The sequence below is a fragment of the Xanthomonas sp. LMG 12459 genome (genome assembly GCF_009192905.1).
GTDB classification, from domain to species: domain Bacteria; phylum Pseudomonadota; class Gammaproteobacteria; order Xanthomonadales; family Xanthomonadaceae; genus Xanthomonas_A; species Xanthomonas_A sontii.
In genome coordinates this window covers 1-21838 of sequence record NZ_NSGT01000047.1, presented here as the reverse complement: position 1 = coordinate 21838, position 21838 = coordinate 1, and the positions used below count along the sequence as shown (strand labels likewise).

Genomic DNA, 21838 nt, shown 5'->3' with positions numbered 1-21838 from the left:
CCCGCCCCAGATCGGCGGCAGAAGATCGAGCACGTGGTGGTGATCTACGCCGAGAACCGCAGCTTCAACAATCTGTTCCCCGAGTTCCCCGGGCTGCAGCAGCCGCTGTCTAAGGTGACGCCGGCGCAGGCGCGGCAGGTGGACCGCGACGGCAGCGTGCTCGACATCCTGCCGCCGATCTGGGGCGGGCTGGCGCCGGACGAACAGGTGGTGGCGCATCGCCGCTACAAGATCGGCGAGGACGCGATCGGGCCGCTGCCCAATGCGCCGTTCGCGCTGCGCACGCCGGACGGCCAGCTGCTGCCGCACGGCATCGTGACCCGCGACCTGGTGCACCGCTTCTACGAGAATCAGATGCAGATCAACGGCGGCCGCAACGACGGCTTCGCCGCGTGGAGCGACGCCGGCGGCCTGGTGATGGGCCACTACGCCGATGCGCCGGCCACGCTGCGGCTGTGGAGCCTGGCGCGCGACTACACGCTGTGCGACAACTTCTTCATGGGCGCGTTCGGCGGCTCGTTCCTCAACCATCAGTACCTGATCGCCGCGCAGGCGCCGTACTACCCCAAGGCCGACACCAGCCCGGGGCGGACGCAGATCAGCGTGCTGGCCAGCGACCGGCCCGACGAGATCCGCCTGGCGGTGCAGGACGATTCGCCGGGCACCGCGCTCAACGGCCGGCCGCGCTTCGTGCGCAACGGCGCGCTGACCCCGGATTTCTGGGCGATCAATACCCTGAGCCCGCCGTTCCAGCCCAGCACCAGCCAGGACCCGACGCGCCCGGACTACGCCGACCCCAACAGCCCCAACACGCTGCCGCCGCAGACCCACCGCCACATCGGCGACGCGCTCGACGCCAAGGGCGTGGACTGGGCCTGGTACGCCGGCGGCTGGGCGCTGGCGGTGCAGGGCAAGGGCGACACCGGCGACACCAGCGAGTTCCCGGGCAGTCCCAACTTCCAGATCCACCACCAGCCGTTCAACTACTTCGCCAACCTCGCCCCGGGCACGCCGGCGCGGGCGCGACGGCTGCGCGACGGCGGCCTGGGCGACACCGCCCCGGAGAACCGCTTCCTCGCCGACGTGCAGGCCGGCACGTTGCCGCCGGTGACGTTCTACAAGCCGCAGGGCAACCTCAACATGCACGCCGGCTATTCCGACGTGGCCGCCGGCGATCGCCACATCGCGATGGTGGTGGAGGCGCTGCGCAACAGCCCGCTGTGGGAGAAGACCGTCGTGTTCATCACCTTCGACGAGAACGGCGGCTGGTGGGACCACGTGGCGCCGCCCAAGGCCGACCGCTGGGGTCCGGGTTCGCGCATCCCGGCGCTGGTGGTGTCGCCGCACGCCAAGCGCGGCCACGTCGACCACAGCGTCTACGACACCGGCTCGATCCTGCGCTTCATCACCCGCCGCTTCGGCCTGGAGCCGTTGCCGGGCCTGGTCGAACGCGAACGTGCGATGCACGCTGCCAGCGGCGTGGTGCCGGGCGACCTCACCGCCGCGCTGGATCTGGGTTAGACCGGCGCGCGTTGCGCAGAGCGGGGCGGACTGCCGCCGCCCTGCCCCGCGTCCAGGCAATGCGGCACTCAGGCAGCGTGGAAGGTGCCAGCGCCGCGCTGGCGACGGAACAGCAGCAAAGTGCAGGCCAGGCCGATCAGCGCCGCCAGCGACAGCCACAGCGCCGGCGCCGCGCGGCTGTGCGTGGTGTGGATCAGCCAGGTCGACACCGCCGGGGTGAAGCCGCCCATCGTCGCAGTGGCCAGGCTGTAGGCCAGCGAGAAACCGGTGGTGCGCACCTCGGCCGGCATCACCTCGGTCAGCGCCACCACCATCGCACCGTTGTAGGCACCGTACAGCAGCGACAGCCACTCGCCCACCAGCAGCAGCCGGACGAACGAAGGCGCGTCGACCAGCCACTGCAGCGCCGGCCACACCGTCAGCAGCATGGCCACGCTGGCGAACACCAGCAGCGGCTTGCGACCGATGCGGTCGCTCAGCGCGCCCATCACCGGCAGCCACACGAAATTGGACAGGCCGATGCAGCCGGTCACCACCAGGCTGTCCAGCTCGCTCAGGTGCAGCTCGGCGCGGCCGTAGGTCGGCATGTAGGCGGTGATCAGGTAGAACGACACGGTGGTCATCATCACCATGCCCACGCCGGCCAGGATCAATCCGACGTTGGCGCGCAGCGAGCGCGTAATGCCGGCCAGGTCCGGCGCCTGCCGCGCCGCGAACTCCGGGGTTTCCTGCAGCGAGCGGCGGATCAGGAAGATCAGCGGCACGATCAGGCTGCCGATGGCGAACGGCACGCGCCAGCCCCAGCTGTCCATCGTGCTGTCGGAGAGCAGCGCGTGCAGGGCCACGCCGAGCGCAGCGGCGAACACCACCGCCACCTGCTGGCTGGCCGACTGCCAGGCCACGTAGAAGCCGCGCCGGCCCGGCGTGGCGATCTCGGCCAGATACACCGACACGCCGCCCAGCTCGGCGCCGGCGGAGAAGCCCTGCAGCAGGCGGCCGAGCAGCACCAGCAACGGCGCCAGCACGCCGATGGTGCCGTAGCCGGGGACGAAGGCGATCAGCAGCACCCCGGCCGACATCAGCCCCAGGGTCAGGATCAGGCCCTTGCGACGCCCGTGCCGGTCGATGTAACCACCGAGCACCAGCGCGCCGATCGGCCGCATCAGGAAGCCGGCGCCGAACGTGGCCAGCGACAGCATCAGCGAGGCGAACGCGCTATGCGACGGGAAGAACGCATGGCCGATGGCCGTGGCATAGAAGCCATAGACCATGAAGTCGTACATCTCGAGGAAGTTGCCGGTGACCACGCGGAACACGGCGGCGGCGCCGTGCGGCGCGGCCTCGGCTGGGGATGGTGCGGAAGCGGTCATCGGTCGAAGTCTGCTGGAGAAGAAACGGCACTGCCTTGCGATGTCGTGCGACAGCAAGGGCGGCGCGCGGCAACGGTACAACACGTCGCGTGCGCATGCCGCCATGACGCCGCACGCCGCTACGTGCGGGTTAATGCACAGCGGTACGACGCCCAGGCCGGAACTGCCGCGGATGCAACATCGGGTGCATCCCGATACGCGCCGGTGATGCACCAAGCGGCGCTGCCGATGTCGATACGATCTCTACGTCCGCGCCTGGCTCGCTGGCGCCAACGCCTCACGAAGCAGGCCAGCACGCGCAGGTCGCAACGACGCCACCACGTCCGAACGGGTAGCCTGCACGCTGTCACGCACCAGGAAGCGACACCGATGCGTCCCGTTCGACCGCTGCACCTCGGCGTGATCGCCGACACCCATGGCCTGCTGCGCCCCGAGGCGCTGGCGGCCTTGCGCGGCTGCGCCGCGATCGTGCATGCCGGCGACATCGGCAAACCGGACGTGCTCGACGCACTGCGGGAACTGGCACCGTTGCACGCGATCCGCGGCAACATCGACACCGCGCCATGGGCACAGGCGCTGCCCGAGACCCTGGACCTGGACATCGACGGCGTGCGCCTGCACGTGCGCCACGACCTGAAGACGCTGGATCACGTCGCCGACGGCGTGGACGTGGTGATCAGCGGCCACTCGCACAAGCCCTTGCTGGAGACCCGCGACGGCGTGCTCTACCTCAACCCGGGCAGTGCCGGGCCGCGCCGTTTCCGCCTGCCGATCAGCCTCGGCCACCTGTATCTGACACCGACCGGCCCGCGCGGCGAGTTACAGATCCTGGGCTAGCGCAGGCGGTTCCCGCGCCGTGGCGCAGCGACACGCGACGGGCAGGCGACGAATGCGCGCGATCTTCGCTACAGTGGAGGTGGGGAGGCGTGCGGCCAGCGGAAGGCGTGGCGACGCCAGGATGCGGCAATGCGAAGGGGAGCGAGCATGCGCAAGGGATGGAACGTGTTCGGCAAGGTCGGCCTCGGCCGCATGACCAGGGACGAGTACCAGGCCAATCTCAACGGCCTGAACATGTTCTTCGGCGCCGTCCTGGGCCTGGTGCTCACCGGCACCGAGCGCCTCAACGCCTGGCAGTTCGGTGTGGTCCTGGGCGTCCTCGCCAGCCTGGTCATCTCGATCCTGTTCATTTCCAGCAGCCGGCACCGGGTGGCGTACGCGATCTACACCCTGCTGATGGTGCTGGCACTGCCGAAGGTGATCGACGTGATGCTCAAGGGCCAGGCCCTGCTGCCGGACAAGGTGCAGCCGACGCTGATCGTGTGGACCATGATGACCATCATGGTCGAGTTCTGGGGCCGCGAGAAGGACGCCGAGAACGCTGCCGCGACGGCCGTGGACCGCACGCTCGGCTAGGCGGCGCGCGGGCGCGGACGCGGACGCGGACGCACGTCGCACACCGTCGCGATGGCGGCGGCGCGTGGCCTCACCAGTCCGTCGGCGCGTAGTCCTTGAGGAACTGGCCCCACACGTGCTCGCCGGTGTTGAAGCCGTGGATGATCGGATCGACGATGCGCGCGGCGCCGTCGACGATGTCCAGCGGCGGATGGAAGCGCTCTTCCTCCACCTTGCGCGCGGCGATCTCGGCCGGATCCTCGTCGGTGACCCAGCCGGTGTCCACGCTGTTCATGTGGATGCCGTCGTTCTGGTAGTCGGCCGCCGAGGTGCGGGTCATCATGTTCAACGCGGCCTTGGCCATGTTGGTGTGCGGATGCCGGGTGGTCTTGAAGTTGCGGTAGAACTGCCCCTCCATCGCCGACACGTTGACGATGTGCTTGTCGCGCTCGGGCGTGCGCAGCATCAGCGGCTTGAGCCGCGCGTTGAGCACGAACGGCGCTACCGCGTTGACCAGTTGCGTCTCCAGCAGTTCCACCGAGGACACTTCGTCCAGCAGCAGGCGCCAGGAGTTGCGCCCGCGCAGGTCGACCTGCTGCAGGTCCTGGTCCAGGCGCCCCTCCGGGAACAGGTGCTGCTGGGCGAGCAGGTCGTCGGCCAGCAGCGGCACCTGCGACAGTTCGGCGGCGCGCAGCAGGCCGTCGGCACCGCTGCGCCCCTGGCCCGCCCCGGCCATCTGCGTGTTGCCCCCAGCCGGCAGCAGATCGGGACCGCGCAGGCCTTCGTACTGGCCCACCAGCCGGCGCACGTGCTCGGGCAGGTCGTGCAGCGCGGCGGTCTCGCCGGCCAGCATGTGCGCGTAGAACTGCGGCGGCCGGCGCACGGTCTGACAGGCGTTGTTGACGATGAAATCCAGGCGGCTGCGAGTCGCCAGCAGCTCGCTGCAGAACGCCTCGACGCTGGGCGTGTGGCGCAGGTCCAGCCCGTACACCTGCAGGCGGTGGCCCCACTCGGCGAAATCCGGCTCCTGCGCGTAGCGCGCTGCCGAGTCGCGCGGGAAGCGCGTGGTCACGATCAGCTCCGCACCCGCACGCAGCAGCTTGAGCCCGGCCTGGTAGCCGATCTTGACCCGGCCGCCGGTGAGCAGCGCCACGCGCCCGCGCAGGTCCGCGGTCTCGGTGCGCTTGACGTAGTTCAGCTCGGCGCAGGGCGGGCACATCTGGTCGTAGAAGTGATGCAGCTCGGTGTACTTCTGCTTGCACACGTAGCAGTGGCGCAACTCGGGCGAATGCACCGCCGGCGCCTCGGCCACGGCCTGCGCATGGGTCAGCGCTTCCGGGGTGTGCGGCGGAAAATAGTTGGGCGTGCTGAACACCGGTTTGCGCCGCAGCGCGCGGATGCCGGTCTGCGCCAGCAGTGCCTCGGCCTTGCGCACCTTCTCCTGGTGGCGCTCGCGCGCCTGTTCCTTGAGCAGCTTGCGCCGCGCCTTGGGCTCGGGATTGAAGACCTGGGCGACCACCTGCAGCAGGCGCACCCGCTCGGCTTCCGGCAAGGTATCGAGCACGCGCCGGTCGGCGGCGATGGTCTCGAGCAGGTCCAGGGCAATGCGCAGGCGCTCGGCCAGGGGCAGGTGGTCGGGCGAAACGGGGGCAGTGGCGTTCAAGACAGATCCGGGATGGGCGACGGCTGGCCGCGGCAGAGCGCCGGCACGATGCCGACAGGGCAGCACGCGGCCCTGCGGCGCCACCGCCCGCCGGAGCGGGAACAGCGGCGGCACGGGCCGCGGCGGGCCGGAGGAACCGGCCACCCGGGCATTTTCGCCGATCCGCGGCCTGCGATCCACGCGCCGTGCGATTGCCGGTCCCGGCCTCCGCTCCGGAGGTGGAGCGAGGCGGGACCGCTCAGCGCGCCGGTGCGGTCGCGAACTCGCCGCGCTGCAGTTTGGCCACGTCGTTGCCTTGCGCATCCCTGGCCTGCAGGTCGGCACCCTTGGCGGCGAGGTCCTTCAGCACCTCGGTGCGCTGGAACAGCGCCGCATACATGGCCGCGGTCTGACCGGCGTTGTTGCGCTGGTCCGGCGCGCAATCGGCCTGCATCAGCCGCTTGGCGATGCTCAGCTCGCCCTTGAAGATCGCGCCCATCAGCGCGGTGTTGCCGCGCTTGTCCTGCGCGCAGGGATCGGCACCGGCGCGCAGCAACTGCTCCACCGCCGCCTGCTGGCCGTGGTAGGCGGCCAGGATCAGCGCGGTGTAACCCTTGTCGTCGCGGGTATCGAGGTCGTAATGGGCGCGGATGAACTCGGCCAGCATGTCCTGGCGGCCCTGCCGCGCGGCATCGAAGAAGTAGCTGCGCAATTGCGCCTGCACCGCGGCCGGATCGGGCGCCGCCGGCGCGGCCGGTGCAGCGACCGCCGTGGCGCTGACCGCGAGGCCAAGAAGGAAGAGGACAACACGACGCATGGGGAGTCTCCGCAAGAAAGTGCGCGGCGCGGCGATGCCGCCGCCGGGCCGCGCGTGGGACGGATCAATCCTGCAGCTGCGCAGCCAATTGCTTGACCCGCGCCAGGTCGCCCTTGGCCACCCGCGCCACGCCGCTGCCGTAGGCCGGGTCGGCCTTGTACAGGAACGACAGCATGATGTGCTTGCTCGCGTCGTCGGTGCCGGCCAGCGATTCGCCGAAGCTCTGGATCAGGTCCTGCTGTTCCTTCTTGCTGTAGCTGCGGAACAGTTCGCCGGCCTGCTTGAAGTTCTGCTCGCGCGTGATCCTGGCCTGCTGGGTGGTGCCGGACAGCGGCAACTGGCTGTAGCGCGCGTTCGGATCCTGCGGCCTCGGGCTGAGACGGCTCGGCTCGTAGTTCACGCCGCTGCTGGTGCTGCCGGCATTCATCGCGCCGTCCTGGTTGCCGTTGTTGACCGCCACGCGCGGCCGGTTCACCGGCAGGCTCAGGCCATTGGTGCCGACGCGGTACAGCTGCGTGTCGGCGTAGGAGAAGATCCGCCCCTGCAGCAGGCGGTCTTCCGACGGCTCGATGCCCGGCACCAGATTGGCCGGCGCCATCGCCACCTGCTCGGTCTCCTGGAAGAAGTTGTCCACGTTCCTGTTCAGCACCATCTGCCCGATCTTGCGCTCGGGCACGCCCGGCCAGATCTTGGTGGCATCCAGCGGATCGAAGTCGAACTTGGCCAGGTCCTCGGGCGCGAGCACCTGGATGTACAGGTCCCACTTCGGATAGTCGCCGCGCTTGATCGCGCCGACCAGGTCGTTGGTCAGGTGGCTGTAGTCCTTGCCCTGCACCGTCACCACCTGCTGCGGATCCAGGTTCTTGAGGCCCTGCAGGCTCTTCCAGTGGAACTTGACGTAGTGCACCTGGCCCTGCGCGTTGACCAGCTTGTAGGCATGCACGCCGTTGCCGTCCATGAAGCGGTAGCCGGCCGGCGTGCCTTCGTTGGAGTACAGCAGGGTCAGGGTGCGGGTCGCCTCGGGCACGTGCGAGAAGAAGTCGAAGCGGCGCGCATCGTCGTCGAGGTTGGTGCGCGGGTCCGGCTTGAACGCATGCACCATGTCCGGGAACTTGATCGCATCGCGGATGAAGAAGGTCGGGAAGTTGTTGCCCACCAGGTCCCAGTTGCCTTCGCTGGTGTAGAACTTGGTGGCGAAACCGTGCGGATCGCGCAGCGTCTCCGGCGAATGGTTGCCGTGCACCACCGAGGAGAAGCGCACGAACACCGGCGTCGTCGTGCCCGGCGCGAACACCTTGGCCTTGCTCAGGTCGGAGATGTCGGCGGTGGCGGTGAACTCGCCATGCACGCCGGTGCCGCGCGCATGCACCACGCGCTCGGGAATGCGCTCGCGATCGAAGCGCTGCAGCTTCTGGATCAGTTGCACGTCCTGCAGCAGCGTCGGGCCGTTGGGGCCGGCGGTCTGCGAGTTCTGGTTGTCGCCCACCGGCGCGCCATTGTCGCGGGTGAGCGTGGACTGCGCGGCGCTGGCCGACAGGATCAGGGAAGGCGACAACAGGACAAGCAACAACAGGGATCCAGGGCGCATGGCGTCGGCTCGTGTGAAGGGAGCTGCAGCATGGCGGGAGTGCGACGCGCAGAACATTCGTTCCTTGCGATCGCTGCCATCGACGCGACCAATCGCATCCGCGCACTGTGATCGCGACCATTGGTAGAGCGCGCAATCCGTTGCAGCGGCAGCGTCGTCGCTGCGTCACTCGACGACAATGCAGCCGCAGATCGACCGCAAAATGTAGACGCGCCTGGCTAACGGCGGGAGTGGCGCTTGCTGGAATGCGCGGGCAGCAGCCGGGCGCGCGCGCATCGGAAGAGGCGCCCCCAAAAAACGAAGAGGCAGGTTTGCAGTTCTAAAGGCGCAATGCGTTCACCGATTGGAACGCCACACCGCAATACCGCGGCAAGGGACGTTGCCGATCGCGCATGCCGCATGCCTTGGGGCGCGGCTGACGCTTCGGTGCACGATCGACGCGGCGGCAACTGCGAAGGCGTCATTCCTGGGCAAGCGCGCGGTGAGCGAGAGGGCCAGTGCAGCAGCCCGCCCTCCCCGGCTCTGCCGCGATGGCGGACGCTAGCGCTTCGCGCTCAGCGCGCGGCTGCGGTCGGCGAACAGTGTCTGATCGGCGCGGCTGTAGGCCTCGCGCTGCACGGCCGCATCGATGCCGCGCTGGAAGTCGGCGCGGAACGCCGACTCGGTGATGCGCTGGGCGATCAGGAACACCGCGTGCGCCGTGTCGGCGCCGACCGCCTGCGCATCGGGAAAGCCCTGGCGCCGGATCAGATCGGTCAGGCGCTCCTGGCTTTCCTTCTGCGCCGTTCGCACCTCGCGCGCATACGCGCGCAACGAGACGGTGTCGTGCTGCAGCCGCTGCGGCGAATAGTCGCGCTTGAGATCGGCGCGGGCCTGTGCGTCATCGCTGATCAACTGCAGCAGTTGCGCGCGATAGGCCGGATTGGCCGGCGCTGCCGCTGCTGCGTCTTCTGTCGGTGCGCCCGTCGGCTGCGCCACGGCGATGCCGGTCAGCACGCACAACGCCGCTCCGAACGCCCACTGTCTGGCGATTCGCATGATGATTCCCCCTGTCGCCCGCGATACTAGACCAGCGCGCGCGCCCTGTCCGCGGTCTGGACTCGACAACACAGATCGCCGCCCGCGAGACAGAGGATTATCAACGTGCATCACGCCTACAGCTCAAACCAAGTCACACAATAGCCGGGGGTCATGCCAACCCGCAATCCGCAGGGCCATCTGCACTCAGGCGCTTCCGCGGCAGCCTGCCTCGACGCTGACTTGCGCGCGGCCACACAGTCTCCAGACCCCGAACCGCGCGCAGGAGTTCCGGCTGCCCCCTTGTGCGTGGACGAGCCCGCCGCTGCGATCGAGCTCGTCCCACCGGATGCACGTAGAAGGGCCAGATGCCCGGACCGCGACGCCCCCGTCGCCTCAGTGTGCGGCAACGTCAGGCGGCAACCCCATCTCGGCTCGGCGCTGCTGCAGGCGTTCGGGTTGCTCGACGTCGAACAGACTGCCATCGGCCTTGTGCTGGGTGCCGTAGAGTTGCGGCTGCCCGCTCAGGACTCGATTTCGATCCACGTACAGCGCAAGGTCCTCCTTGCTGTAGCGTCCCTTCTCGGCGGCAGCCTGGATACCTGTCAGGAACGCGTCGCGGAACGTCCGGTCCGCGGCATGTTGGGCCACCAGAAATCCCGCGTGTGCGCCGTCACTGCCGGCGACCGCCGTATCCGGAAAACCGTACTTGGCCATCAGCGCGGAGAGTGCCTGCTGGTTCTGTTGTTGCGAGGCATGGATCTTCAACGCGAGCGCGCGGGCGCTGCCGGGATCGTTCTGCAACTGCTGCGGCGTATAGTCCTTCAAGACATCTGCGCGGATCTGCTGATCGGCCTGAGCCAACTGCAGGAGCTGTTGCCGGTAGTCGGCGTTGACACCCTCGACCTCGACGGAATGGGCCATCGGTTGCTCCTGTTGAGGACGGGCAGAACTTCCGCCAGCGATCGCAAGCAGGGTGGCCGTGGTGATCAGGCGCATCATCATTCGCATAGGGAATTCGCTTCGGATGGAGTGGATGCCCGCGTGGGGGCTTGGGCGGATGGCACGGCCGCCATTGGTCTCTCGAATTCTTGATAACGTGCGGTTGCACCATGCACCAGCAAAGCGCAGAACCTGCGTGCGATATCCAGTTGCGCGAGCCTCTGATCCAGATACAGGAACTGGCCGCCAGGATTGAGTTCGATGAAGACCAGCTCCCCTCCGTCCGCCGGCACCAGGAAATCGGCGCAAAAAAAGTCGATGGCCAGCGTCTGCCGCAGGCGCTCGAGCTTGGCCAGCAGCCCATCGGGAAGCGCCGTTTCAGCGTAGGTGATCGCAGTCTTGTGTCGCACGGCGCGATAGTCGATCTCGCCTTCCAGCGCGTGCGTCATCTTGACCGCCACGTACTCCCCCTGGAGGCAGACGATGCGCACATCGCCGCGGTGGCGCACCACCTCCTGATAGTTGGTCGGGCACGCGCTGACATCGCCATCGGCCAGGGGTTCTTCGATACGGATGCGTGTCGCATACGACACGCTGTAGCCGGAATTTTCGGACCAAGCGCCGACGTTGAAGGGCTTGACGACCACGCCCCCCGGTTCGCGATCGCGAAAGTGGCGAATGTCTTCCGCGCGGTGGCTGATCAGCGTCCGCGGGATGCGCAGGCCACTGGACGCGGCGATGGCGAGCTGCAACGCCTTCTGGTCCGCCATCAACGCCTGCATCGGTGCATTGATCCAGCGCTGCACGCCGACGCCGCTTCCCATCACCGCCAGTGCACTGAGGTCGAACAGCATTCCCTCGGAACGAATGAATCCCACATCCTGCTCGTGCACACCCGCAGGTGCCGGCTTTTTGAACAGCAGGCGCCGGCACCACGCAGTGTCGTAGCGCAGCGGCGACCCGTCGCGCAAGAAGCGGGCACCATGCGTATCGCACAGCATCGACCCGCCTAGACCGCTCGGCCAGGCACTGCTGTCGAACAGGTCCACCCTGTGTCCTGCCGCTCCAATCATGTCAGCGATGGTCGCCGCATGGGTATCGTGCTGCGGTGCCACGATCAATATGTTCTTTGCGTCTTCCTGCATCGTCTGGATCCGTTGTGCATCCTCGCCAGATGCATGGCGGCGCTGCAGCACCGCCATGCGCCGCCCGATTAGCTGAAGATGATGATCGTCTCGGTGTCCACGGCTTCGACGATGATGATGATCAGGGTGTCCTGACCGCCACCGCAAGAGATCGCACTGACTTCTTCCTGGGTCATTTCACGCGCGAAACGCTGTGCAACGGGACGCGAATTTTCCGTGTTCACGACAGTTTCCATTCCACTCTCCTTGAAAGACAGCATGGTTATTCGCCGGCGACGATGCCGGCGAGCTTCTCGACGCTTCGCGACGCGTCAAGTCTTTCGGCGCCAGGTCGCGCGCCTTGATTCCGCTCCGCCCCCAGCACGACCTTGCGGTCGGCCGAGGCGATGGTGTCCTCGCGATGCGCGATCAGCACGCGCGTCATGCTCAGCGCCTTGATGTGCGCATTGACGATCTCGTCGCGCTGCCGATCCAGATGGCTGGTGGCCTCATCCAGCACCAGGATCTTCGGCTGCCGATACAGCGCGCGCGCCAGAATCACCCTCTGCCGTTGCCCACCCGACAGGATCGACCCCATGTCGCCCACTAGCGATTCGTACCCCATCGGCATGCGCACGATGTCGTCGTGGATGGCCGCCAACTTGGCGGCTGCCACGATGCGCTGCAGGCTGGCGTCAGGGTCGAAGAACGCGATGTTGTCGGCCAGGGAACCGGCGAAAAGCTGGTCGTCCTGCATCACCGCGCTGACCATGCCGCGATAGGTTTCCAACCCGAGCCGCCGGATCTCCACGCCACCCACTTCGATCTGCCCTTCGGTTGGCGCAAGCAGACCCAACAGAAGCTTGGCCAAGGTGGACTTCCCGCAGCCGCTCGGTCCGACGATGGCCACCGACTCGCCGGCGCAGACCTTGAGATCGAAGTTGCGCAGAACCCAGGGATCATCGTCGGAATAACGGAAGCTGACGCCCTTGAACTCGATCTCCGGCGCGAGCTCGGGCCCGCTGTAGTGTCCCAATGCATGCGGCTCGGGGTCGCTCATGGCGATATCGGCAATGCGCTCGGCATGCAGCCGTAGCATGCGGAACTCGATACACTTGTCGACCAGGCTGCCCGCCCGGCTGGTGAACAGATCCGCATAGCTGAGAAACGCCACCAGCATGCCCGCCGACAGCGCGTCCTGCAGCGCCATGTAGCCGCCGATACTGATCAACAGGACGCGCTGGATTCCGAAGACACCGCTATTCAACGCCGTGAACGCCAGGCCGATGCGCTGCGACTGCATATCCAGATTGGCGGCCTGGACGGTCGCCGCGAAAAGTCGGCTTTGGCGCAGGCCCTGCTTGTTGGCCAGCTTGATCGCCTGGATGCCACGGACCGACTCCATCAACTCGCTCTGCTGGCGCGCCGTATGGAACAATTGATCGCGGGTGATACCGAACTGCACGCGATACATCGCAACGCGCAGAAGCAAATAGCAGGCGAATGCCGCCAATACCACGCCGGCGAGCTTGGCGCTGTAGAAGAACAGCACCACCAGCGCCAACATGCCGGTCATGCCGTTGAGTACCGCTTCGACGAAGCTTCCGGTCAGCGTCGTCTGAATCGACTTCAGCGATCCGAACCGCGACAGCACGTCGCCCATGTGCCGCTTTTCGAAATAGTCCAGCGGCAAGCGCATCAGGTGGCCAAACAGGTTGTTGATCCATTGGCTGTTGAGCGAGGCGCCCAGCCAACTGACCACCCAGCTGCGCGCCAGCATTAGCGCCGTCTGGGCGAGTACCGCGATTAGGAATCCGATCGCCAGGATCTTGAGCAACGGCATGTCCGCGGAGATCAGGACATGGTCGATCAACCATTGCATCTGGAACGGCATCAAGAGCACCAGCATCTCGATCGCCAGCGCCAGTGCGAAAACCTGCACGAGTGCCCGACGCAGTCCGCCGATCCTGCCGGTCAGTGCACGCAAGGACACCGGTTGCGGCGCCGCCGCCTTCTCGAAGCTAGGACTCGGCACCAGTTCCAGCAACACCCCGGTGAAGTGCTTGCCCACCTCCGCCAAAGGCAGTCGCAGCAGGCCGCGCGCAGGATCGTGGATCACCGCGACGCCGCGCGTCACGCGCTCCAGGACCACGAAATGGCTCAGATCCCAATGCAGGATGCAGGGCCCGCCAACGGCGGCCAAGTAGTCGAGTTCAGCGCGCATCGGCCTGACCTCGAAACCGATCGCGCGTGCGATTTGCATCAGGCGTTCGAGGCGTGCGCCCTGCAACGAGATGCTGAAGCGTCGACGCAAGCTGGGCAGGTCGACATTCTGGCCATGGAATCCCGCGACCATCGCCAGGCAAGCCAGGCCGCATTCCGCTCCTTCCGTCTGCATGATCGGTACGATGCGCGTCGCGAACGGTGCCCTCCAGGACGACCAGGACCGGCTCATGATCCGCGCTCGTTCGAAGGGGTGTCGCGCATGCCGGAGGCCAGCTCGTAGACCGGCTCGAACATCCACTCGATCAGGTGCCTGCGTTCGAGCAGGATGTCCGCATCCAGCGCCATTCCGGGACGCAGAGGCTCCTGGCGTCCATACGCCACGACATTCTGGCTACCCAGTTCGACGATCACCCGATAACGCTGCTCCTTGATGTCCTGACCCAGCAACCGGGTCAGATCGCCCGAACTCATCGCACTGCGCGAAATCTCCGCGACGCGGCCGGCGTGGCGTCCGAACTTCTGATACGGGAATGCCTGATAGCGCAAGACCACCCGATCGCCTGGACTGACGAACCCGACGGCCCGCGACGATACCCACAGCTCGGCGCGTAGACGCGTATCCCGCGGCAACAGCGTCATCAACGGCTGCTGCGCGGCGACAGGTTGTCCCGGATACACCAGCAGATTGCCGACGATCCCATCCGATGGCGCGCGCAGGATCACCGCGCGGCGAGCCTCGCTCTCCGAGATCGACTGCGCCACGTCCGCCAGTTGCCGATCGATCTCGTTGTTCTTTCCGATCAGCGTTGCCGGAAGCTGTTCCAACTGTGTCCGCAACTGCGATTGTTGCTGCCGCAACTCCAGCGAACGCTTCTGCAGATCCTTGAGCTGCGCCTGATTCTGAATCGCCACATCCTGCTGCTGCAGCAGCTGCACCTTGGTCAGCACCCCACGATTGCCGGGACTGGACCATTGCTCATACAGGCGAGCGGCGCTTTCGGCGCGTTGCCGCTGCAGAACGACCTGTTCTTCGGTACTGGCGATCTGACTCTTCAACAACGCGATGCGCGTACGCAGGTCACGATCCTGCGCTTGCGAGAGGCTGCGCTGTTCCTCGATGTCGGAACGCAAGCGCTCGCGCTTGAGGCGCAACTGCGCGATCACCGATGCCTGCGTATCGCCGAGCGATGCGCTGTCTTGCTCGCCGGAGATCTCAACCAGCGGTTGGCCCGCGCGGACGTTTGCGCCTTCCTTGGCGAACGTACGCACGACACGCCCGGACGCGGAGGGCGTCAGGGTCAGCAGTCCGGGATCGGGAACCAGCGTGCCGTTGACCGCTTCGCGTCGTGTATAGCTGCCGATGCACAACAGCGCCAGCACGATGACGAGCAGCGCGATGCTCACCCAGAAGTAAGCCCAACCGAAGCGCGGCGCGTCCAGGCGCACAGCGCCGAGCCAGCCCTCGCGGCGCGCTCGAAACACTTCTTCCCTGAAGAATCCGTCCGCCATTGCCATCCCCTGAGCGGCGCTGCATGCGTTCCTAGCGCGTGATGTTTTATCGCGTGCCGGCTAAAAGCCGTCAAGCGCGCAACTGCATATCCATGGACGGTGCGGTAGACAATTCCGGTTGCGGCGACGCCGCACGCAGCGCGTCGTGACACGCGGTGGCCCGCGTGCTCGGCGACAGGCACGCGGCCATCGCCGTCGCGTTTGCAGCGGCTAGCCGATCACCCGCTTGAACGGCGGCAGCGCGTCGATGATGCGCTTGCCGTAGCGCTTGGTCAGCAGCCGCGAGTCGAGAATGATCACGCGCCCGTGGTCGTCGGCGGTGCGGATCAGGCGGCCGGCGAACTGGGTCAGGGTGCGCAGCGCGTGCGGCACCGCGATCAGGTTGAAGGCGTTGAGGCCGCGGCTCTCGAACCATTCGCCGAGCGTGGCGGTCTGCGGATCGGTCGGCACCGCGAACGGCACCTGGGTGATGACCACCGTGGTGCAGGCCTCACCGGGCAGGTCCAGGCCCTCGCCGAAGGAATTGAGGCCGAACAGCACCGAGCCTTCGCCGGCGCCGATGCGGCGCATGTGCTCGCCGATCATCTGCGACTTGGAACCGTCGCCCTGCACCAGCACGCGGTTGCGCTGCGCGATCGGCAGCAGGTCGGCCACCTTGAGCATCTTCCAGCGCGAGGTGAACAGCACGATCGAGCCCTTGCCCCAGTCCAGTTCGCGCACCAGGTAGCGCGCCACTTCGCGTGGATGGCCCTCGCGGTCGTCCGGCGCCACCGGGAACGCCGGCACGATCAGTTCGGCCTGGTTGGGCAGGTCGAACGGCGAGGACAGCGACACCATCTCCGCATGCGCGGGCAGGCCGTTGTCGATCGCCAGCGCCTGGAAGTCGCCGCCGCCGGTGAGCGTGGCCGAGGTCAGCACCGCCGCATCCACTTCGCTCCACAGCAGCGAGCGCAGCACCTGCGCGGCCGACACCGGCGAGCAATGGCAGATCAGATCGGCATCGCGCGAGGCGGTGATCCAGCGCGCCATCGGCGGCTGCCCGTCCTGGTCCTCGCGGCGCCAGCCCAGCCACAGCGCGTACTGCTGCTCGACCATCTCCAGGGCCATGCCCAGGTTGCGCTGCAGGCGTTCCTTGGCCGCGTCCTCCTGCTTGGACTTGGCCGCCATCTGGTGTGCGGCTTGCACCCAGTTCAGCAGCGCCCCGGTGTCCTGCGCCTGCGCATCGATCAGCGGCTTCCAGTCCTCGGGCAGGCGGCCGTTGGGCGCGCGCCACATCGGTTCGTCCTGGCCCGGCTCCGGCACCCACACCCGTTCGATCTCGGCGCGGAACGCCTTCAGGCCCTTGGCCACCTGCGCGGCCAGTTCGACCGCCTCGTTGGGCAACTGGTTGCCGATGCGGTCCTTGTCGGCGAGCCGGTAGGCGGCGCCGACCAGCGCCTGCAGGCGGCCGGTGCGCCGCGCCATCTCGTCCAGCGGCAGGTTCGCCGCGCCCTGGTCGATGGCCACGCCGGCGATGTGGTGGCCCTCGTCGAGCACCAGCAGCATGTCCGACGGCGGCGCGATCAGCGGCTGGCCGTTGTCGCTGTCGCCCAGCGACAGCGCCGACAGCAGCAGGGCGTGGTTGGTGACCACGATCTGCGCATCGCGCACCTCGCTGCGCGCCTTCAGCACCGGACACTGCACCGCGAACGAACAGCGGCGCCCGGCGCAGCCGGCCGCATTGGTGGTGATGCGCACACGCAGCGACGGCGGCACCGGCTCCGGCGCGGCATCCAGGTCGCCGTTCCATGTCCTGTCGGCGTAGGCCTTGGCCAACGCCCGCGCCTGCTCGGCCTCGGCCGGGCTCAATGGGCGGTCGTACAGCGGCGCCTCGTCCTCGAACATGCTGTCCTGCGCGGCCTCGCCATGCAGCTCGGCGACGTTGCGCGTGCACAAGTAACGGGTGCGGCCCTTGGCCAGCGCCACCGTGGCCTCCAGCCCGGTGGCCTTGAGGAAGGCCGGGATATCGCGCTCGACCAGCTGCGACTGCAGCGCCACCGTGCCGGTGCTGATCACCAGCTTCTTCTTGCTGGCCAGGGCGATCGGCACGCCGGCGGTCAGATAGCCCAGGCTCTTGCCGACGCCGGTGGGCGCCTCGGCCACGCCGACGCCGCCGGAGGTGCCGAGCGCGCGCGAGACCACGCCGATCATCTGGCTCTGCGCGCGGCGCACGCGGAAGCCCGGCGTATTGGCCTGCAGCTTGGCGTAGGCATCGCGGATGGCCAGCTTGACCGGTTCGGTGAGCTGACGCGGGGACGGGCCGGACGCGGGCGGCGTCGACGGCGAAGCGGAATCGGTCATCCCGGCATTTTCTCACGTCCCGTCGCAGGGACTGAAACGCTGGAACTGAACGGCACTGCGCGCCGCGTTATGGCGGCGGCGCGGCCTTGCGCGGCAGCGCCAGCCACAGCGCGCGCAGCAGCAAGGCCAGCCCGGCCACGTACAGCGCATCGTCCAGCAGATGCACCAGCGCATAGGCGTCCGGATGGGTGCCGCGGAACTGGGGCGTCATCAGTTCCACCCAGCCCAGCACCGCGTTCAACAGGCGCGGCAGGATCGCGCCCATCATCAGCACCGTCAGCCCGAGCCGCGCCAGCGTGCGTGCGCGGCCCGGCGCCAGCCGCGGGAGCAGCAGCAACGCGATCAGCGGCAGCAACAGCCGCGCCAGCAGGCCGAGCCCGCCGGTCAGCACGCTCATGTCCAGCACCGGGTGCACGCTCATCGCCAACATCCTCGCCTCCCTGGACGACGCACGCCCTTGTTCTTCAGTTCGATGGCGCCCGCCGCGCCGGCAGGGCGAACCACAACGCCAGCACCAGCAACAGCGCGCTCGCTGCCGTCAGCAGCGCGACGATCGCCTCCGACATGACCATCCACAGGTTGGATTCGGTCGCGTTCGCCGCGCGCGACATCAGCCACGCCGGCAACAACGACATGCCCGTCGTCAGTACCACGACCAGCACCAGCACGCCCAACCCCCACAAGCCGAGGGTACGCGGCCGGCCAGGACCGCGCGTGGCCAGCAACCCCAGCCCGACCGCAGACATCGCCAGGATCGGGAACTGGAACAGCGCGGTGAGCAAGAGATAGTTCACGGCGACAGAGTCCACGCAGGGTCTCCTCTTGATGGGCAGCGAACGGGGCGATCGGCGCCGACCAGGACCACGCCATAGGAGCGGCCCGGGCGTCCCTGCGGTTCTCGCAGCACGATCTCCCTGGACGCGGGTCGCCGCGACGCCATCAGTGCGGGTTTGCGACGCGCGGCGGCATGGCGAAGCGCAACGCCAGCACCAGCAGCAGCATGCCCACCGCGAAGATCAAGGCGACCGCGCCGTTGACGATGCCCAACAAGCTCGAGATCGACGAGTAACTGTGGCCTTGGGAAATCAACCACATCGGCACGAACCACAACGCCAGCCCCAGGCCCAGGGCCAGCAGCAGGACCGCCAGCCCGCAGATTCCCAAGGTGCGCGCACGGCCAGGACGGCGCGTGAACAGCAGCGCCAGTCCGACCACATAGACCAGCGCGAGCGGCAATTGCGTGAGCAGTCGCGTCAGCACCTGCAGCATCAATGATTCGTCCATGCGTTTATTCCCGGATAGAGGGTGGAGGCGAAGTGTTTCAGTCGGCGCTGACCAGCACGGCATCACGCTCGCGCAGCGCGGCGTACACCGGGTCGGTGTCCGGGCGCACGCCGTGCCAGGCCTCGAAGCTCTCGGCGGCCTGTTCCACCAGCATGCCCAGGCCATCCACGGTGTCGCGGCAGTGCGCCGCGCGCGCCCAGGCCAGGAACGCGATCGCCACCTCGCCGTAGTTCAGGTCCACCGCCAGGGTCATGCTGTTGATCAGCGACAGCGGCAGGGTGAAGCTGGCGGCCGGGTCGCGGCCGATGGTGGTGGCATTGACGATCAGCTCGAAATCGCCCAGCTCGCGCAGGTCCTCCCAGTAGCGCGAGATCGCGCGCGCCGGCTCGCCCAGTGCATCGACCAGCGCGTCGGCGCGTTCCGGCGCGCGGTTGACCACCACCAGTTGCTGTACGCCGGCCTCCAGCAGCGCCGGCGCCACGCCGCGCGCGGCGCCGCCGGCGCCCAGCAGCAGCGCACGGCGGCCACGCAGGTCCAGGCCGTTGCGGCCGGTCAGGTCGCGCACCAGGCCGGCGCCGTCGGTGTTGTCGCCATGCCACTGGCCGTCGCGGAAGCTGAGGGTGTTGACCGCACCGGCCGACTGCGCGCGTGCGCTGTGCACCACGCTGAGGGCGAACGCGGCTTCCTTCAGCGGCAGGGTCACGTTGGCGCCGACACCGCCGTCGGCGGCGAAGGCGGCCAGCGCCGCGGCGAACCCGTCGGCCTGGACGTCGATCGCCTCGTACTGCAGGGCGATGCCGGTCTGTTTGGCGAAGGCGGCATGGATGTGCGGCGACAGCGAATGGGCGACGGGATGGCCGAACACGGCAAAACGGGAGTTGGGCATGGAGCGCTCGTTGGTTGTTTTAGACTGGCGGCGACATTCCATGGACTCCCACATGCGGACCCCTGTCCTGCCGCTCGCGCTGGCCGCGAGTTTACTCTGCGCGCCGTGTGCGTTCGCGCTTTCCGAATTCGGCATCGAGGGCATGGGCGTGGTATCGACCGCCGCCGACGAGACCCGCGCCAGTGTCGCGCCCGACGGCCAGCGCATCGTCTGGGCCAGTCCCGACCGCGCCGGTGGGCCCGGCGGCGGCGACCTGTGGCAGGCCGTGCTGCGCGACGGGCGCTGGCGCGACCCGCAACCGCTGCCGGCGCCCGTGAACTCGCCGAGCCTGGACAGCGACCCGTTCTTCAGCGCCGACGGACGCTGGCTGTACTTCGCCTCGGATCGCCCCGGCGGCCACGGCGGCAGCGACCTGTACCGCGCGCCGGTGCTGGCCGACGGCGGCTACGGCGCGCCGCAGAACCTGGGCGCGGCAGTGAATTCGCCGGGCAACGAGCGTGCACCGACCCTGTCGCTGGACGGCACGCGGCTGCTGTTCGCCAGCGACGGCCATGGCGGCGCCGGCGGCCTGGACCTGTTCGTGGCGCACCAGGAGGGCCAGGCGTTCGCAGCACCGCAGGCGTTGGCCGGGGTCAACAGCGCCGACGACGAGACCGATGCGGCCTGGCTGGGCGACGGCCGTGCGCTGCTGTTCGCGCGTGCCCATGGCGGTACGAGCAGCCAGGTGCTGCTGGCGCAATGCGCCGGTGGCCGCTACGCGGATCCGCAGCTGCTGGCGCTGTCGTTCAACGGCAGCGACGGCCACACCGCCGGCGCCGTGCTGGATGCGTCCAAGCCCAGCGAACTGCTGCTGTCCGGCAGCGCCCGCGCGCCCAGGGCCGGCAAGCGCGACCTGTACCGGATCAAGGCGCCGGCCGCCACCGGTAGCGGCGACTGCAGGTAAGCGGATTGCGCGGCGACGCGAGGCAGATGCCGGTCTGCTGCCGCGCCGACACACAACAAGCGGGACCAGAAGGCCGTTGTGAGAGGGACTTCAGTCCCGACGCATGGCACTCGGACGCATCGCCCGGTTGCTTCACGCGCGCATCCCGCTCGGATCAGAGGCTCCCTGAAATGGCTGCCACCGTCCTCAGCCCAGCATCATGATGCGCAGCGACGATCAGGGCTGGCACGCAAGAGCCTGGATCGCACTGCGATCGGCGCATCGCCTCAATACACATCGCGCCGATAGCGCCCATCCGCGCTGAGCGCATCGAGCGTGTCCTCGCCCAGGATCTCGCGCAGTGCCGTATCCACGCCGCGCGCCATGCCGGCGAGGCTGCCGCAGACGTACACGGTGGCGCCACGCGCCACCCAGTCGCGAACCGCGTCGGCGGCCTCGCGCAACCCGTCCTGCACGTAGCGCTTGTGCGCCTGGTCGCGCGAGAACAGCAGATCCAGACGCTGCAGATGGCCGGCGTCGCGCCAGGCGCGCAGCTCGTCGCCGAACAGCGCATCGTGCGCGGCATTGCGTTCGCCGAACAACAGCCAGTGCTCCTGCACACCGGCCTGCGCGGCCTCGCGCAGCAGGCTGCGCAGGCCGGCGATACCGGTGCCGTTGCCGATCAGCAGCATGGGCGCATCGCCATGCCGGCGGAACCCGGGGTTGGCCCGCACCTGCGCGCGCAGCACCGCACCCACCGGCGCATGCTGGCACAGCCAGCCGGCGCCCACACCGGGTCGGCCGTCGTCGCGCACGGTCAGGCGCACCACCAGTTGCAGCAGCCCGTCGGCCGGCACCGAAGCGATCGAGTATTCGCGCAGCGGCAGGGTCGGCAGCGCGTCCACCCAGGCCTGCAGGTCGTCGCCCGGCGTTGGCGGCGTCAGCGCGCGTGACGCCAGCGCCTGCCACAGCGGCTGCCGCAGGCCATCGGCTTGTACCGTCTGTTCGGCGTTCAGCGCTTGTGCGGCGAGCCAGGCGCGGACCGTCTCGGCGGCGTGGCAGGGCTGCACTTCCAGGATGTCGCCGGCATGCCAGTGCGCCTGCGGCGGTGGCACGAGGTCGATACGCCACACCGGCGCGCCGGCGCTGCCGGGGTTGAGCAGGACGCGACCGGCCAGGCTCCAGTCCAGCGGCTCCGGTGCCTGCAGCGCCGGCGCCGACGCCGCCACGCCGGTGGGCGCGGGCCGTTGCCATTGCC

19 protein-coding genes and 1 pseudogene are annotated in these 21838 nt (G+C 68.2%); 4 read left to right on the top strand and 16 right to left on the bottom strand.

The genetic code is table 11. The features are described 5' to 3' along the window. On the top strand, positions 1–1521 hold a 1521-nt coding region (gene acpA / locus CEK65_RS11810), incomplete at its 5' end, for an acid phosphatase (protein ID WP_152181849.1). Positions 1522–1589: 68 nt separating this feature from the next. On the opposite strand, the gene CEK65_RS11805 is transcribed toward acpA, so the two are convergent. After that, positions 1590–2891 carry an MFS transporter gene (locus tag CEK65_RS11805; protein ID WP_152181848.1) on the bottom strand — a complete coding sequence of 434 codons (1302 nt, stop codon included), beginning with the start codon at positions 2889–2891 and terminating at the stop codon, positions 1590–1592. A 369-nt stretch (positions 2892–3260) separates the two neighbouring features. Between CEK65_RS11805 and CEK65_RS11800 the strand changes: the two genes are divergently transcribed. Further along, a complete protein-coding gene (locus CEK65_RS11800; RefSeq protein ID WP_152181847.1) occupies positions 3261–3728 on the top strand; it encodes a metallophosphoesterase family protein in 468 nt (155 codons plus the stop codon). A 147-nt stretch (positions 3729–3875) separates the two neighbouring features. Further along, entirely contained in the window at positions 3876–4304 is a 429-nt protein-coding gene (locus tag CEK65_RS11795; protein ID WP_152181846.1) for a hypothetical protein, read from the top strand. Positions 4305–4374: 70 nt separating this feature from the next. Here the strand turns inward: CEK65_RS11795 and CEK65_RS11790 are convergent, their stop codons facing one another. The 14 genes from CEK65_RS11790 to aroE all read right to left on the bottom strand — a co-directional run bounded on the left by CEK65_RS11790 (position 4375) and on the right by aroE (position 19658). Further along, a complete protein-coding gene (locus tag CEK65_RS11790) occupies positions 4375–5946 on the bottom strand; it encodes an SDR family oxidoreductase (protein WP_152181845.1) in 1572 nt (523 codons plus the stop codon). 238 nt (positions 5947–6184) lie between these two features. Then, positions 6185–6742, bottom strand: coding sequence for an ankyrin repeat domain-containing protein (locus CEK65_RS11785; protein WP_148827515.1), 558 nt, complete (start codon positions 6740–6742; stop codon positions 6185–6187). A gap of 64 nt (positions 6743–6806) precedes the next feature. Beyond that, positions 6807–8330 (bottom strand): catalase KatB, encoded by a 1524-nt coding sequence (katB, locus tag CEK65_RS11780; RefSeq protein ID WP_148827516.1) that lies wholly within the window; start codon positions 8328–8330, stop codon positions 6807–6809. Positions 8331–8870: 540 nt separating this feature from the next. Further along, positions 8871–9368, bottom strand: coding sequence for a hypothetical protein (locus CEK65_RS11775; RefSeq protein ID WP_226980560.1), 498 nt, complete (start codon positions 9366–9368; stop codon positions 8871–8873). A gap of 375 nt (positions 9369–9743) precedes the next feature. Next, positions 9744–10271 (bottom strand): DUF6624 domain-containing protein, encoded by a 528-nt coding sequence (locus tag CEK65_RS11770; protein WP_106405187.1) that lies wholly within the window; start codon positions 10269–10271, stop codon positions 9744–9746. Between the two features lie 77 nt (positions 10272–10348). Next, positions 10349–11491: a hypothetical protein gene (locus CEK65_RS11765; RefSeq protein ID WP_152181843.1), complete on the bottom strand. Its 1143-nt coding sequence runs from the start codon at positions 11489–11491 to the stop codon at positions 10349–10351. A gap of 11 nt (positions 11492–11502) precedes the next feature. After that, positions 11503–11670: a hypothetical protein gene (locus CEK65_RS20990; protein WP_157835383.1), complete on the bottom strand. Its 168-nt coding sequence runs from the start codon at positions 11668–11670 to the stop codon at positions 11503–11505. A 26-nt stretch (positions 11671–11696) separates the two neighbouring features. Beyond that, positions 11697–13868, bottom strand: coding sequence for a peptidase domain-containing ABC transporter (locus CEK65_RS11760; RefSeq protein ID WP_152181842.1), 2172 nt, complete (start codon positions 13866–13868; stop codon positions 11697–11699). Beyond that, positions 13865–15148, bottom strand: coding sequence for an HlyD family efflux transporter periplasmic adaptor subunit (locus CEK65_RS11755; RefSeq protein ID WP_152181841.1), 1284 nt, complete (start codon positions 15146–15148; stop codon positions 13865–13867). The genes CEK65_RS11760 and CEK65_RS11755 overlap by 4 nt, the downstream gene beginning before the upstream one ends. 210 nt (positions 15149–15358) lie before the next feature. Then, positions 15359–17488, bottom strand: coding sequence for an ATP-dependent DNA helicase DinG (gene dinG, locus CEK65_RS11750; protein WP_152181840.1), 2130 nt, complete (start codon positions 17486–17488; stop codon positions 15359–15361). A 67-nt stretch (positions 17489–17555) separates the two neighbouring features. Then, positions 17556–17909 carry a hypothetical protein gene (locus CEK65_RS11745; RefSeq protein ID WP_152181839.1) on the bottom strand — a complete coding sequence of 118 codons (354 nt, stop codon included), beginning with the start codon at positions 17907–17909 and terminating at the stop codon, positions 17556–17558. 43 nt (positions 17910–17952) lie between these two features. Next, entirely contained in the window at positions 17953–18297 is a 345-nt protein-coding gene (locus tag CEK65_RS11740) for a hypothetical protein (protein WP_223875563.1), read from the bottom strand. Positions 18298–18427: 130 nt separating this feature from the next. Beyond that, on the bottom strand, positions 18428–18772 hold the full coding sequence (locus CEK65_RS11735; RefSeq protein ID WP_017915428.1) for a hypothetical protein: 345 nt from the start codon (positions 18770–18772) through the stop codon (positions 18428–18430). A 37-nt stretch (positions 18773–18809) separates the two neighbouring features. Continuing rightward, complete coding sequence (gene aroE, locus CEK65_RS11730) at positions 18810–19658, bottom strand: shikimate dehydrogenase (RefSeq protein WP_152181838.1); 849 nt, start codon at positions 19656–19658, stop codon at positions 18810–18812. Positions 19659–19710: 52 nt separating this feature from the next. Here aroE and CEK65_RS11725 point away from each other — a divergent pair, with 52 nt between their 5' ends. Further along, positions 19711–20601, top strand: coding sequence for a PD40 domain-containing protein (locus CEK65_RS11725; RefSeq protein ID WP_152181837.1), 891 nt, complete (start codon positions 19711–19713; stop codon positions 20599–20601). 266 nt (positions 20602–20867) lie between these two features. Here the strand turns inward: CEK65_RS11725 and CEK65_RS11720 are convergent. Continuing rightward, positions 20868–21838, bottom strand: a pseudogene (locus tag CEK65_RS11720) (iron-uptake factor); the annotation flags it as partial.